The organism is Streptomyces sp. NPDC059455, from assembly GCF_042750115.1.
Lineage (GTDB): Bacteria > Actinomycetota > Actinomycetes > Streptomycetales > Streptomycetaceae > Streptomyces > Streptomyces endocoffeicus.
This window is the reverse complement of sequence record NZ_JBHYVB010000020.1, coordinates 46,366-58,851: the sequence shown is the minus strand read 5'-3', so window position 1 is coordinate 58,851 and position 12,486 is coordinate 46,366. Positions and strand designations below refer to the sequence as shown.

General features: G+C 73.3%; 11 protein-coding genes. 4 read left to right on the top strand and 7 right to left on the bottom strand.

Annotation, left to right across the window (positions count from 1 at the left end; translation table 11 throughout):
• Positions 1-391 precede the first annotated feature (391 nt).
• The gene (locus tag ACFXB5_RS09955; RefSeq protein ID WP_385204759.1) at positions 392-1,906 is read right to left on the bottom strand and encodes a PucR family transcriptional regulator; all 1,515 of its coding nucleotides are present in this window, start codon (positions 1,904-1,906) and stop codon (positions 392-394) included.
• A 112-nt stretch (positions 1,907-2,018) separates the two neighbouring features.
• Between ACFXB5_RS09955 and ACFXB5_RS09950 the strand changes: the two genes are divergently transcribed.
• Positions 2,019-2,531 carry a hypothetical protein gene (locus tag ACFXB5_RS09950; protein ID WP_385204756.1) on the top strand — a complete coding sequence of 171 codons (513 nt, stop codon included), beginning with the start codon at positions 2,019-2,021 and terminating at the stop codon, positions 2,529-2,531.
• A gap of 132 nt (positions 2,532-2,663) precedes the next feature.
• Positions 2,664-3,026, top strand: coding sequence for a DUF1330 domain-containing protein (locus ACFXB5_RS09945; protein WP_385204753.1), 363 nt, complete (start codon positions 2,664-2,666; stop codon positions 3,024-3,026).
• Between the two features lie 115 nt (positions 3,027-3,141).
• On the opposite strand, the gene ACFXB5_RS09940 is transcribed toward ACFXB5_RS09945, so the two are convergent.
• From ACFXB5_RS09940 to ACFXB5_RS09915, 6 genes are all read right to left on the bottom strand, one after another.
• Positions 3,142-5,022, bottom strand: a complete 1,881-nt coding sequence (locus tag ACFXB5_RS09940; RefSeq protein ID WP_385204750.1) for a gamma-glutamyltransferase family protein — start codon at positions 5,020-5,022, stop codon at positions 3,142-3,144.
• Positions 5,023-5,125: 103 nt separating this feature from the next.
• Positions 5,126-6,154: an ABC transporter ATP-binding protein gene (locus ACFXB5_RS09935; RefSeq protein WP_385204747.1), complete on the bottom strand. Its 1,029-nt coding sequence runs from the start codon at positions 6,152-6,154 to the stop codon at positions 5,126-5,128.
• On the bottom strand, positions 6,151-7,341 hold the full coding sequence (locus ACFXB5_RS09930) for an ABC transporter ATP-binding protein (RefSeq protein WP_385204745.1): 1,191 nt from the start codon (positions 7,339-7,341) through the stop codon (positions 6,151-6,153). Before ACFXB5_RS09930 ends, ACFXB5_RS09935 begins: the two co-directional genes overlap by 4 nt.
• Positions 7,338-8,210, bottom strand: coding sequence for an ABC transporter permease (locus tag ACFXB5_RS09925; RefSeq protein ID WP_385204843.1), 873 nt, complete (start codon positions 8,208-8,210; stop codon positions 7,338-7,340). Before ACFXB5_RS09925 ends, ACFXB5_RS09930 begins: the two co-directional genes overlap by 4 nt.
• Before the next feature lie 85 nt (positions 8,211-8,295).
• Positions 8,296-9,246 (bottom strand): ABC transporter permease, encoded by a 951-nt coding sequence (locus ACFXB5_RS09920; protein WP_385204742.1) that lies wholly within the window; start codon positions 9,244-9,246, stop codon positions 8,296-8,298.
• Positions 9,246-10,913 (bottom strand): ABC transporter substrate-binding protein, encoded by a 1,668-nt coding sequence (locus tag ACFXB5_RS09915; RefSeq protein WP_385204739.1) that lies wholly within the window; start codon positions 10,911-10,913, stop codon positions 9,246-9,248. Before ACFXB5_RS09915 ends, ACFXB5_RS09920 begins: the two co-directional genes overlap by 1 nt.
• 363 nt (positions 10,914-11,276) lie before the next feature.
• Between ACFXB5_RS09915 and ACFXB5_RS09910 the strand changes: the two genes are divergently transcribed.
• Positions 11,277-12,023 (top strand): FadR/GntR family transcriptional regulator, encoded by a 747-nt coding sequence (locus ACFXB5_RS09910; protein WP_385204737.1) that lies wholly within the window; start codon positions 11,277-11,279, stop codon positions 12,021-12,023.
• A 42-nt stretch (positions 12,024-12,065) separates the two neighbouring features.
• Positions 12,066-12,485, top strand: coding sequence for a YciI family protein (locus ACFXB5_RS09905; protein WP_137979281.1), 420 nt, complete (start codon positions 12,066-12,068; stop codon positions 12,483-12,485).
• Position 12,486: the final 1 nt, after the last annotated feature.

The following is a 12,486-nucleotide window of genomic DNA, read 5'->3' as shown; positions in this document are numbered from 1 at the left end:
TCAGAGACCCCCCTCTCCAGCGCCGTTGTGGGGGGGCGCGCGCGCGCGCGCGCCCGCCGGGGCGGGGGGGGGCGGGCCCGCCCCCCCCCCCGGGCCGCGCGGGGGGGCCCGGCCCCGGCTCATGAGCCCGGCGGGGTGGCCGGGTGCGGTGCCGTGCGGGTGGGGGGATGCGCACTCGGCCCGCGCCTCTCGGCGAGAGGCGGGGCTCGGCGCGGCCCGTCGTGGCTTGTCCAGGACAATAGGCGCCCGCGGCACCCGCGGCGAGGAACGATGTGCACAGTGAGCACGCCGGGCGGTTCCCCTTCGAACGGTGAACGCTCTGGTGAACGGTGAGTACGGCGGCGAATGGTGGGCGCGCCCGAGGGCGACCCCGGTGTGCGGTCGCCCCGTTTCAGAGCGAGCCCAGAGCTCGCATCGCGAGCCATAGTTCGTACTTCGCGCTCGGCGCGGTCAGCAGGGAACGACCCAGGACGTCCTCCGCCCTGGTCAGGCGCTTGCGGGCGCCCGGGAGGGAGATACCAAGGGCGGTGGCCGCGGCGGGCAGGCGGGCGTCGGCGCGCAGCCAGGTGCGTATGGTCTCCAGCCCGGCCGTCGGACCGGCCTGCTCCAGGGGGCGCAGCTGGGCCCGGGCCCAGGTCCCGGCGGCGGGGGTGCCCAGCACCGCGTCCAGTGTGGCGGTGTGCCCCAACGGGGCCATGGCGCGGGCCGCCGCGGCCTGGGGCGCGGTGTGCAGCCGCAACGCCAGCCAGGCGGCCGACTGCGCGGCCAGGCTGCGGCTGATCTCCACGCCCAGCAGCTCGTCCAGATGGCGCATCCGCGCCGCGAGCGTATTGCGGTGGATCTTCAGATGGCGGCTGGCCGCCCCGCCGAAGCTCAGCCACGACCCGAGCGTGCCCAGCAGCTCCTGCGGGCCCGGGTCGGCGCGGCGGGCCGGTGCGTACCGCAGACAGGGCGCCAGGAGCTCGCTCGCCCACACATAGCCCTCCGGGCCCGCCAGGACGGTCACATCCACATCGCCGCCGAAGCCCGCACGGCGCTCGGGCGCGCTACGGGCCACCGCCAGCGCGTGGATGGCCTGCTCATACGCGGTCGGCGTGTCCCGCAGCGCGACCGCCGCGCTCACCCCGACCCGGCATTCGGGCACCAGCCGGACGATCAGCAGATCCAGTGGTGCCGGGCCTCCCCGCGGGTCACCGCTCACCGGGCCCGGCTCGGGCGGTACGAGCGCGAGGACGTGGTTCGGACGCACCGGACACGGCACGATCCACGCCCCGCCCCCCGCCTCGCGATCGATCCGCCGGACGATCTCGCGCCGCCGCGCGTGCGGGCACTCGATCACATACATCTGGACCACCGCGGGCAGCGCCGGCCGCAGCGCCCCGGCGATCCGCTGCGCGGCGGGCACGCTGCCCACCATCAGCAGATGCAGCACCGCCTCCCGGCTGTGCTCCTCGGCCGACTCGATCCGCCGCCGCGCCCGCTCGGACTGCTCCAGCCGCCAGCACAGGGCGAGGGTGCGGGCGGCGTCGGCGAGCAGCGTTCCGCAGTGCGGATCGTCCGGCCCGACGACGGCGAGATACGTCCTCGGGCCGGTGTCGAGCGCGATCAGATGCACCGGGGGCCCCTCGCCCCCGCCCAGCACGGCGGACGCCGCCCCGCGCCGGTGCAGCTCGACGGCGGCGTCGGCGGCCGCGTCGGCGGCGAGCCGCGCCACCGCCGGGTCGTGCTCCCCGCCCGGCCCGGCCAGCACCCGCCCCGTGTCCCCGACCAGCACGGCCGGACCCCCGGTCCGCCGGGCCAGCCAGCCGAGCATCTCCCGTACCGCCCCGCGCCGGGTGGCCAGCCGGGCGAGGGCGAGAACGTCATCGGCGCGGTCGGCGCGCTCGTCGGAGGGCGGGGTGTGCATGAAACAGCACATTAGTTCTGATCGCCTGGGTTGCGGAAAGGGCCCGACCCAGCCTGTGGAAAACCTGTGGATACGGCGGAGCCCACCGGAAGGGGGCGGCTAGGCTCCCCCGGTGTCCACCGTCATAGCCGCCATGATCACCGCAGTCGTCGGCATCCTCGGCACCCTCTTCGCACCCCTCCTCCAACAGCGCATGACGGCACGTCAGCGGGGAGAGGAAGTGCTCACCGAGGACCGTCGGCGCCGCTTCGAGGAGCGCCGGGCCGCCTACACCGCGATGAACCGCGCCTCCCGTCAGTTCCACACCCTCCTCAAGGACGCGCTGCACCGGATCCGCGACGACGTGTACGCGGACGAGGACCGCGTCCGACTCGAGGAGGCCCGCCGCGACTACCGGGACCGTTACGCCGAGGCGCAGATGATCGTCCCCGAACGGGTCCTGGAAGCGTCCCGCGACCTCAATACGGTGCTCGCCGGTATCGACGCGATGGCCAAACGGATCGACCGCGGCCTGCAGTACGACGGCGAGACGGCGGCGGGCGCGCTGCAGGAGCTGAAGGAGGCCGAGCCCCGGCTGTCGGCGATGCGCCGGATCATGCGGGAGGACCTGGGCATCTTCGACTGAGGCCCGGGGCCGCGGTCCTGACCTCGGGGGTGGCCGCCGCCATGACCTCAGGGGTAATCGACGCTCCCGGCGGGGCGCGGCAGGCTGATCCGTGTCCAGTCCGCCGATCTGCCTGGAGCACTTGGAGGAGCCATGCCCGCCGCCTACGCGCTGGCGCATCTGCACGGCCGCAGTCCGCACCCCGACGTCATCGAGTACCTGGAGCGGATCCAGGCCACCCTCGACCCCTTCCACGGACGGTTCCTCATCCACGGCGACACGCTGGAGGTGGTCGAGGGGGAGTGGCCGGGCAGTGTGGTGCTGATCGAGTTCCCGGGCGGGATGGCGGACGCCCGCGAGTGGTACGCGTCGCCCGCCTATCAGGACATCCTGGCGCTGCGCACCGACCACATCGAGGGCGATGTGATCCTGGCCGGTGGCGTCGGTCCCGGTTACGACCCGCTGGAGCGAGCCGAGAAGCTGCGTTCCGCGGACCCCAGCGGGTACGCCCGCTGAGCGCTCCGCTGGAAGTGCCCTGACCTGCCGTGGATCGTCTGCGGCGCCGTCGTGGCCGAGCGCGCAGTTCCCCGCGCCCCTTCAAGGCGGTACGTCCGCCCGACCTGTACGCCCGTCATCGCCCCGCCGCGTAGCCCTGTGCGCCGCGCGGGTTGGCGGCGGCGAGCAGGACGCCTGTCTCGGGGTCGCGGGCGACTGCGCACAGGCGGCCCTCCGACCAGGGGTCGCCGACTACGACGTCGTGGCCGCGGCGGCGGAGTTCCGCGATGGCGGGTTCGCCGATGCGGGACTCGACGACCACTCGGCCCGCCGTCATCGCCCGGGGGTGGAAGGAGCCGGGGAAGGACTCCTGGTGCCAGTTGGGGGCGTCGATGGCGCCCTGCAGATCCAGGCCGGAGCGCACCGGTGCCCGTAGCGCGACGTCGAGGAAGAAGTGCGTGCTCCACTGGTCCTGCTGGTCGCCGCCGGGGGTGCCGAAGGCCATGACGGGGGTGTCGTCGCGCAGCGCGAGCGACGGGGTGAGTGTGGTGCGGGGGCGGCGGCCGGGGGTGAGGGAGTTGGGCAGGCCGGGGTCCAGCCAGGCCATCTGGAGCCGGGTGCCGAGCGGGAAACCCAGCGTGGGGATGACGGGGTTGGACTGCAGCCAGCCGCCGCTGGGCGTGGCCGCGACCATGTTGCCCCAGCGGTCCACCACGTCGAGGTGGCAGGTGTCGCCCCGGGTCACCCCATTCCGGTCGACGGCGGGTTCGCCCATGCCCGCTGAGCCGGCGGCCGGGCCTCCCAGGCCCAGGCCCAGGTCCCCTCCACCGACCGTCGGCTCTCCGCCGCCCGGCCCGGCGGCCGGTCCGTCCGCCCCGGACGCGGCGCGGGCCACGGCGGCCAGCGCCTGCTTGCTCAGCCGTGGCGTAAGGCCTCCGGGGTGCCCGGGGCGCAGTTCGTACGAGGCCTGTTCGCCGATCAGTGCCCGCCGCTCGTCGTTGTACGGACGCGAGAGCAGCTCCGTCAGCGGAACGTCGGCGGCGTCCCCGTACCACGCCTCGCGGTCGGCCATGGCCAGCTTGCCGCCCTCGATCAGGAGGTGCAGGTAGTCGGGCGTGCCGAGGTCGGCCTCGCTCAGCGCGTACGGCAGCAGGGCGAGTTGCTGGAGGAGCACCGGCCCCTGGCTCCAGGGCCCGGCCTTGCACACGGTCCAGCCGTTCCAGAAGTGACGGACCGGCGGCTCGTACGTGGCCTCGAAGGCGGCCAGGTCGTCCCCGGTCATGGTCCCGGCGTTGCGGTGCCCGGACGAGTCCATCGCGGGCCGGGCCGCCGCGTCCGCCAGCTCCGCCGCGATGAAGCCCTCGCGCCAGACCCGGCGGGCCGCCTCGATCTGGGCCTCGCGCCCGGACCCTGCCGCCTCCGCCTCGGCGACCAGCCGCCGCCAGGTGGCGGCCAGCGCGGGGTTGGTGAGCAGCCGCCCGGCGGCGGGGGACTTCCCGTCCGGCAGATACAGCTCGGCCGAGGTCGTCCACTCGGTCTCGAACAGCTCCCGCACCGTCTCGACCGTCTCCCCGATCCGCTCGACCGCCGGATGGCCGTGCTCGGCGTAGCCGATCGCGTACCGCAGCACCTCGGCGAGCCGCTTCGTACCGTGGTCGCGCAGCAGCACCATCCAGGCGTCGAACGCACCGGGCACCGCCGCCGCGAGCGGGCCGGTGCCGGGGACGAGGTCGAGGCCGAGCGCGGTGTAGTGGTCGATGGTGGCGCCGGCGGGTGCCGGGCCCTGGCCGCACAGCACGGTGGGTTCGCCGCCCGCCGGGGCGAGGATGATCGGCACCTCACCGGCGGGCCCGTTCAGATGCGGCTCGACCACATGCAGGACGAACCCGGCGGCCACGGCCGCGTCGAAGGCGTTGCCGCCGTCCTCCAGGACGGCCATGGCGGACTGCGAGGCCAGCCAGTGGGTGGAGGACACCATGCCATGGGTGCCCTGCAGGGTGGGCCGGGTGGTGAACATGTCGGCAGGCTCCTGGTCTCGTACGAGTGGCGGGTGCGGGTACACGGGTGCGGGTGCGGGTGCGGGTACGGGTATGGGTATGGGTGTGCGGACGTGAGGGCGGTCAGAAGGCGGAGGCGTCGGGCGCGGTGCCGTCGTCCGCCACCAGATGGCAGGAGACCTGGCGACGGCCGCCGCCCTCCGCGAGCCGCCGCAGCACGGGCGGCTCGGTGCGGCAGCGGTCGACGGCGAGCGGACAGCGGGTGTGGAAGCGGCAGCCCGTGGGCGGATCCAGCGGGCTGGGCAGCTCCCCGCTGAGCACGATCCGGGTGCGCGACCGCTGCGCGGCCGGGTCCGGCACCGGGGCCGCGGACAGCAGCGCCTGGGTGTACGGATGCTTGGGGTCGGCGAACAGCTCGGCGGCCGGGGCCTGTTCCACCAGCTGCCCCAGATACATCACGGCGATCCGGTCGGCGAGGTACTCGACGGCGGCCAGGTCATGGGTGATGAACAGACAGCCGAACCGCCGTTCCCGCTGGAGGTCCGCCAGCAGGTTGAGCACGGACGCCTGGACGGAGACGTCCAGCGCCGACGTCGGCTCGTCGGCCACCAGCAGCTGGGGATCGACCGACAGCGCGCGGGCGATGGAGACCCGCTGCCGCTGTCCGCCGGAGAGTTCATGGGGCCGCCGCCGCGCCAGTTCGGGCCGCAGCCCCACCTGGGCCAGCAGCGCGGCGACCCGGTCGCGCAGGGCGTCGCCGGACGCCAGGCGGTGCAGCCGCAGCGGCTGGCCGACGATGGCGCCCACGGTCATCCGGGGGTCGAGCGAGGAGGACGGGTCCTGGAACACCAGGTGGAAGCCCTTGCGCAGCGGACGCAGTGCCCGTTTCGACAGCCGGGTCACATCGCGGCCGTTGATCGTCACTTGGCCCGCGGTCGGCCGGTCCAGCCGTACGGCGCACCGCCCCACGGTGGACTTGCCGCTGCCGGACTCCCCGACCAGGCCGACGATCTCGCCCCGGCCGATGCCGAGGCTGACCCCGTCGACCGCCCTGACGGTGCCGGCGGGGCCGGTGAAGTGGCGGACCAGGCCGTTGATGTCGAGCACGGCGTCATCCCGCGACGCCTCCGCGGGCGCGACGGCGGCGGTCATGAGGCGGCCTCCTGTCCGGAGTGTCCGGAGTGTTCGGGGCGTTCGGGGCGTTCGGGGTGTTCGGAACGCCCAGGGTGTTCGGAACGCCCAGCGTTTTCGGGACGTTCAGGTCGTTCGGGAGCGACCGGCACCGGATACCAGCACGCGGCCTCGTGCGGCTCGGACTGCTCAGAGCGCTCGTACCGTTCGTACGGTTCGTACCCCGCACTCCTCTCGTCCCGCTCGCGCGGTGCCCGCACCGCCCGCAGCGCGGGCCTCTGCTCCCCGCACCGCTCGTCGGCGTAGGAGCAGCGGGGCTGGAAGGTGCAGCGGTCGGGCTGTTCGGTGAGGCTCGGCACCAGTCCGGGGATCTCCTGGAGCCGCCCCCGCCCGCCCTCCGCCCGCCCCCGGCCGGGCACCGGCACCGCGCCGAGCAGCCCGCGGGTGTACGGGTGGCGGGGCGCGCCGAACAGCTCGTCCACCGGGGCCTGTTCGACGCCCCGGCCCGCGTACATCACCAGCACCCGGTCGGCGGTGTCGGCGACCACGCCCAGATCGTGGGTGATCAGCACGATGGCGGTGCCGAGCCGTTCCCGCAGGGACTGCAGCACCTCCAGGATGCCCGCCTGCACGGTGACGTCCAGCGCGGTGGTGGGCTCGTCGGCGATGAGCACGGCGGGGTCGCAGGCGATCGCGATGGCGATCATCACGCGCTGCCGCATTCCGCCGCTGAGCTGGTGCGGATAGTCGCGGGCCCGCTGGGCGGGGGCGGGGATGCCGACGAGGTCGAGCAGGTCCACGGCCCGCTCGCGCGCCTCGCGGCGGCCGATCCCCTGATGCCGCCGGAGGACCTCGCCGACCTGGCGGCCGATGGTGAGGACGGGGTTCAGCGAGGTCATCGGCTCCTGGAAGATCATCGCGATCTCCCGGCCGCGGACGTCCCGCAGTTCGCTCTCGTCCGCCCCCACCAACTCCCGTCCGCCCAGCCGGATGGAGCCGCCGACGCTCGCGGTGGGCGGCAGCAGCCCCAGCACGGCGGTGGAGGTCACGGACTTGCCGCAGCCGGACTCGCCGACCACGGCCAGTACTTCACCGGCGGCGATGTCGAACGACAGCCCGTCCACCGCGTGGACCACGCGGGTCGGGGTGCGGAAGACCACGGACAGGTCCCGCACGCTCAGGGCGGGGGGTGCGGTGGACGTGGTCATCGGCTGTCTCCCTGGGGGTCGAGGATGTCGCGCAGCCCGTCCCCGAGCAGATTGAACGCGAGCGTCGCGGCGATGATCGCCAGGCCCGGGAAGACCGCCATCCAGGGCGCGGCGGCGATGTACGCCTGGGCGCTGGAGAGCATCACCCCGAGCGAGGGGGACGGCGGCTGGACGCCGAGGCCGAGGAAACTCAGCAGCGCCTCGCCGATGATCGCGGTGGGGATGCCCACGGTGGCCTGGACGGTCAGCGCGGACAGGGCGCCGGGGAGGATGTGGCGGAAGAGCACGGTGCCGTCCCCGCCGCCGTTGGCCACGGCCGCCGCCACATAGTCGAGGTGTTTCAGCCGCAGTGTCTCCGCCCGGGTGATCCGGATGACGGCCGGGATCTGGGAGACGCCGACCGCGATCGTGGCGTTCAGCAGGGACGGCCCGAGGATGGTGGCCAGGCCCACCGCCAGCACCAGGAAGGGGAAGGCGAGCAGGGTGTCGGTGAGCCGGGAGACCACCGAGTCGGCGAACCGCCCGTAGTAGCCCGCGATCAGCCCGAGCGGCACGCCGGCCGCGAAGGCCAGCGCCACCGCGAGCAGCCCGATCTGCAGCGAGGCCCGCACCCCGTACACGACCCGGGAGAGCTGATCGCGGCCCAGGTCGTCGGTGCCCAGCCAGTGGGCCCAGCCCGGCTCCCGGAGGGCGGCGGTGAAGTCGGGGCGGGCCGGGTCGTACGGCGCGATGAGCGGTGCGCACACCGCGATCAGCACCAGGATCGCGGCGGCCACGGCCCCGGTGAGGGCCAGTTTGTTGCGGGTCAGCAGCCGCAGCCGGGACAGCGGGGCGAGCGGAGCCCGCTCCCACTCCTCGGCGGCGGGGATCGCGGCAGCGGCGGCGCTCACTGGGCACCTCCGAGCCGGATGCTCAACCGTGCGCCCTTCGACGGGGCGTCTCCGAGCCGGATTCTCATTGGGCACCTCCGAGCCGGATACGGGGGTCGATCACCGAATAGGCCAGGTCCACCAGGAGGTTGACGAGGATGTAGGCGGTCGAGGTGAACAGCACCACGCCCTGCACCATCGCGTAGTCGCGGGAGAAGACCGCGTCGATGGTGAGCTTGCCGAAGCCCGGCAGGACGAAGATCTGCTCGGTGACCACCGCGCCCGAGATGAGGTGCCCGAGCTGGAGTCCGAGCACGGTCACCACGGTGACCAGGCTGTTGCGCAGGGCATGGCCCATGATCACCTGGCGCCGGGAGAGCCCCTTGGCGCGCGCCGTGCGCACGTAGTCGGCGGAGAGCGAGCCCAGCATGGCCGCGCGCGTCTGCCGCATCACGACCGCCGCGAGACCGGAGCCGAGGACGATCACCGGGAGCACCATATGGCGCAGGTTCTCCATCGGGTCCACGCCGAACGGCACGAAACCGGAGGCGGCGAAGACCGGGACGGCGATGGCGAAGGCGAGGACGAGGACGATGCCGAGCCAGAAGGCGGGCACCGAAAGCCCCAGCAGCGCCACCGCGTTGACCAGCCACTCCTCGGGTCGGCCGCGCCGGACCGCCGCCACCACCCCGGCGCCCACGCCGACCACGACCGCGAGCAGCAGGGCCAGGGCGGACAGTTCGAGGGTGACGGGCAGGGCCTCCAGCACCGAGTCCAGGACCGGCAGCCCGGTGCGGGAGGAGACGCCGAGGTCGCCGGTGGCGGCGTGCCGCACATAGCGCACGTACTGCACCACGATGTTGTCGTCGAGCCCGTAGCTCTCGCGGATCTGGGCGATCGCCTCGGGCGTGGGCTCCTCCCCGGCCAGCGCGGTGGCGGTGTCGCCGGGCAGTGCCCGTACGCCGGTGAAGACCACGACACTGACCAGGAAGAGCGTGATCAGCGATTCGCCGAGACGGCGGATCGGATACGACATCAGCTCCCTCCCTTCACATATCCGGCGTCCTTCACCCGGATCAGCCCGTCGCCGAAGACCTTCACCCCGGCGACCTTCTTGGTCACGGAGACGTAGTTCGTGGGCTGGATCAGATAGAGCACGGTGTGCGCGGCGCGGACGCGCTCCACCAGCCGGGCGTAGATCTTCTTACGGGCGGGCTTGCCCGTGGTGGTGCCGCCCTCGGCGATCAGCCGGTCGATGGCCGGGTCGGAGAGCCCGCCGTAGTTCTGGGCGCCTCCGGTACCGGCGAACACGTCGATGTTGCCCGCCGGGTCGAGCCGCCCCGACCAGTTGGTGGTCGCCGCCTGGAAGTCGCCCGCGCGGGAGTGCTCCAGGCCGGTGGCGAACTCGGTGGGCGTCAGGCTCACCGCGAAGCCCGCCTCCTTGGCCATGGCCTGGATGACCTGGCCCAGCCGGTTGTCCTCCGGGGTGGTGCTGATCTGGAGCCGCACTCGGACCGGGGTGGTCACCTTGGCGGCCTTGAGCAGCCGCTTGGCCCTGGCCAGGTCGCGGGCCGGGCAGTGGGACCCGGTGGCGTACGGGGTGCCGGAGGGGAGCGGACCGCAGGTGGGACGGTAGCGGCCCTGGAAGACGATGGTGTTGATCAGGTCGCGGTCCAGGGAGAGGTCGAACGCCTCGCGCACCCGCGCATCCCGCGCGATCGGGGTGTCGATCCGGCCCGGCGGCGCCCCGGCGCCCTTGGTATTGCCGATGTTGAGGGTCAGGCCGTAGTAGCCCAGCGAGGGGGAGTGGAACAGCTGCAGTCCGGGTTCGGTGAGCGCCCTGCCCACCTGGACCGGGTCCATCTGGTCGCCCACCTGGATGTCGCCGGACTGGAGATTCGCCAGCCGGACGTTGCCGTCGGTGATGGTGCGGTAGATCACCCGCCGCAGATGGACGGCGTCGGCGTCGTAGTAGTTCGGGTCCTTGTCCAGCACGATGCGGTCGCCCACCACCCGCTCGGCGTAGCGGAACGGGCCGACGCAGGTGGGGTGGCTCGCGAACCCTTTGCCGTAGCGCTTCAGCGCGGTGGGGGACATCACCATGCCCGCGCGGTCGGCGAGCAGCGCGAGCAGCGGGACGTACGGCTTGGTCAGCCGCAGCCGTACGGTGTCGTCGCCGACCGCCTGGACCGAGGTGAGGGGCTTCAGCTCGCTCGCGCGCACGGAACCGGTCAGCGTCCGGTGCCGGTCGAGGGAGGTCTTGACGGCCTTGGCGTCCATGCGGGTGCCGTCGGCGAACCGGACGCCGGGCCGCAGCCTGATGGTGACGGTGCGGCCCCCGTCGCCGGTCGTGGGCGGGGCGGCGGCGAGCTGCGGCACGATCCGGTTCGCGGCGTCGACGTCGTAGAGCTTCTCGCACATCGCGGTGAACACGGTCCGGCCCACGGCGGTGCTGGCCAGGGTGGGGTCCAGCTTGTCCGGGTCCGATTTGAGGGCGATGGTGAGCGTTCCGCCGTCGCGGGCGGGCCGGGGGTCGGTCATCCGGTCGGCGCCCACTTCGGCCGTGGGGGAGGCCAGGGAGGCGCAGCCGGCGGTGGCGCCGGCGACCAGCACACACAGCACCCGGGCGGCGAGGGCGGCGGCGCGCGGTCGGTGGCGGGTCGGTGGGGGCCGGTCGCTTGGTCCGCTCGTTCTTTGGCGCATGGCGGGATGCCTCACTGCTGGGGACGTTGGGGCGCGCGCTGCGGTGCGGCCAGGATGGCGCAGGGACAGCAGTTGGTCTATTGGTAGGACCAAAATGACGTCGGCAGACGATAGCGTTCGGACCCGGCGGCTCCGGTTGCCCGCCCGTCACCACCTGGTTAAATCCGCTCGCGGCGGCGGCCGGAACGCTCGCGGCGGCGGCTGGGAGGAGGCATGGAGGACGCCGGGTGGACGCCGGGGTGGCGCCCACCGGATGTGAGACTCTGGACCACCGGCCGGACCGGAAAGCCGAAGAAAGCTGAAGAAGCCGAAGAAAGCTGAAGAAGCCGAAGAAAGCTGAAGAAGGCGGAGGAAAGCCAGGAGATGGACTGGCGGCAACTGCGGCACTCCACCCTGTCGAGGCCGGACGCCCTGGCGGTCGGCCTGGAGCGGCTGATCCTGAGCGGAGAGCTGGCGCCCGGTTCCCGCGTCCCCCCGGAGCGGGAGCTCGCGGAGAGCCTCGGCGTCTCCCGGGGCTCGGTCCGCGAGGCGCTGCGCGCCCTCGCCTCGCGCGGACTGGTCGCCCGGCGCCCCGGCTCCGGCACCGTCGTGCTCGACCCGGGGGCCACTCCGCGCGGCGACGCCCTGGCCTCGGGGCTCGCTGCCACGGCGGAGCTGCTGCAGGTCATGGAGGTGCGCGCGTGCATCGAGCCCTCGGTGACCGCGCGGGCCGCCCGCCGCGCCACCCCCTCCGACATCGTCCAGCTGCACGCCCTGCTGGACGCGATGCGACGGGAGCCCACGCGGCAGGAGTTCACCGACCTGGACCGCACCTTCCACCGCGCCATCGCCCAGTACACCCGCAACCCCCTGCTGCTGCGGCTGCTGGACCGGGTCTACGAGATCGGCGAGCCGGGGCGGCGCAAGACCTCGCTGTCCGCCGCCCGCCGGCGCGCCACCATCGAGGAGCACCAGGCCATCCTGCGGGCGATCGAGGCCCGCGATCCGGAGGCGGCCCGAGCGGCCTCCGAGGCGCATCTGGACTCGGTGCTGCACCGGATCGAGGAGCAGCGAAAAAAATCTTCGGACGGGGATGTCGAGAACGCGGGACCGGCTCCGTCCCTGGGGTGAACGCGACCACAATGGGTCGCATCCGCATCGAGGAGAACCACGATGGCCAAGTACCTGCTGCTGAAGCACTACCGCGGCGCTCCGGCTCCGGTGAACAACGTGCCGATGGACCAGTGGACGCCGGAGGAGATCTCGGCGCATGTGCAGTTCATGAACGACTTCGCGGCCCGGCTGGAGAAGACCGGCGAGTTCGTCGACGGTCAGGCGCTCGCCCCGGAGGGGTCGTGGGTGCGGTACGACGGTGAGGGGCGTCCGCCGGTCACCGACGGTCCGTTCGCCGAGACCAAGGACCTCATCGCGGGCTGGATGGTGATCGACGTCGACAGCCACGAGCGCGCCGTCGAGCTGGCCGGTGAGCTGTCGGCCGCTCCGGGGAAGGACGGGAAGCCGATCCACGAGTGGCTGGAGGTGCGCCCGTTCCTGGCCGCCAAGCCCAGTACCACGGAGTGCACTTTCAAGTGAC

Coding starts and splice junctions, on each gene's coding strand:
- ACFXB5_RS09935 (WP_385204747.1), bottom strand. CDS start 6,154: ATGACCGCCGCCGTCGCGCCCGCGGAGGCGTCGCGGGATGACGCCGTG.
- ACFXB5_RS09905 (WP_137979281.1), top strand. CDS start 12,066: ATGGCCAAGTACCTGCTGCTGAAGCACTACCGCGGCGCTCCGGCTCCG.
- ACFXB5_RS09915 (WP_385204739.1), bottom strand. CDS start 10,913: ATGCGCCAAAGAACGAGCGGACCAAGCGACCGGCCCCCACCGACCCGC.
- ACFXB5_RS09930 (WP_385204745.1), bottom strand. CDS start 7,341: ATGACCACGTCCACCGCACCCCCCGCCCTGAGCGTGCGGGACCTGTCC.
- ACFXB5_RS09910 (WP_385204737.1), top strand. CDS start 11,277: ATGGACTGGCGGCAACTGCGGCACTCCACCCTGTCGAGGCCGGACGCC.
- ACFXB5_RS09955 (WP_385204759.1), bottom strand. CDS start 1,906: ATGCACACCCCGCCCTCCGACGAGCGCGCCGACCGCGCCGATGACGTT.
- ACFXB5_RS09945 (WP_385204753.1), top strand. CDS start 2,664: ATGCCCGCCGCCTACGCGCTGGCGCATCTGCACGGCCGCAGTCCGCAC.
- ACFXB5_RS09920 (WP_385204742.1), bottom strand. CDS start 9,246: ATGTCGTATCCGATCCGCCGTCTCGGCGAATCGCTGATCACGCTCTTC.
- ACFXB5_RS09940 (WP_385204750.1), bottom strand. CDS start 5,022: ATGTTCACCACCCGGCCCACCCTGCAGGGCACCCATGGCATGGTGTCC.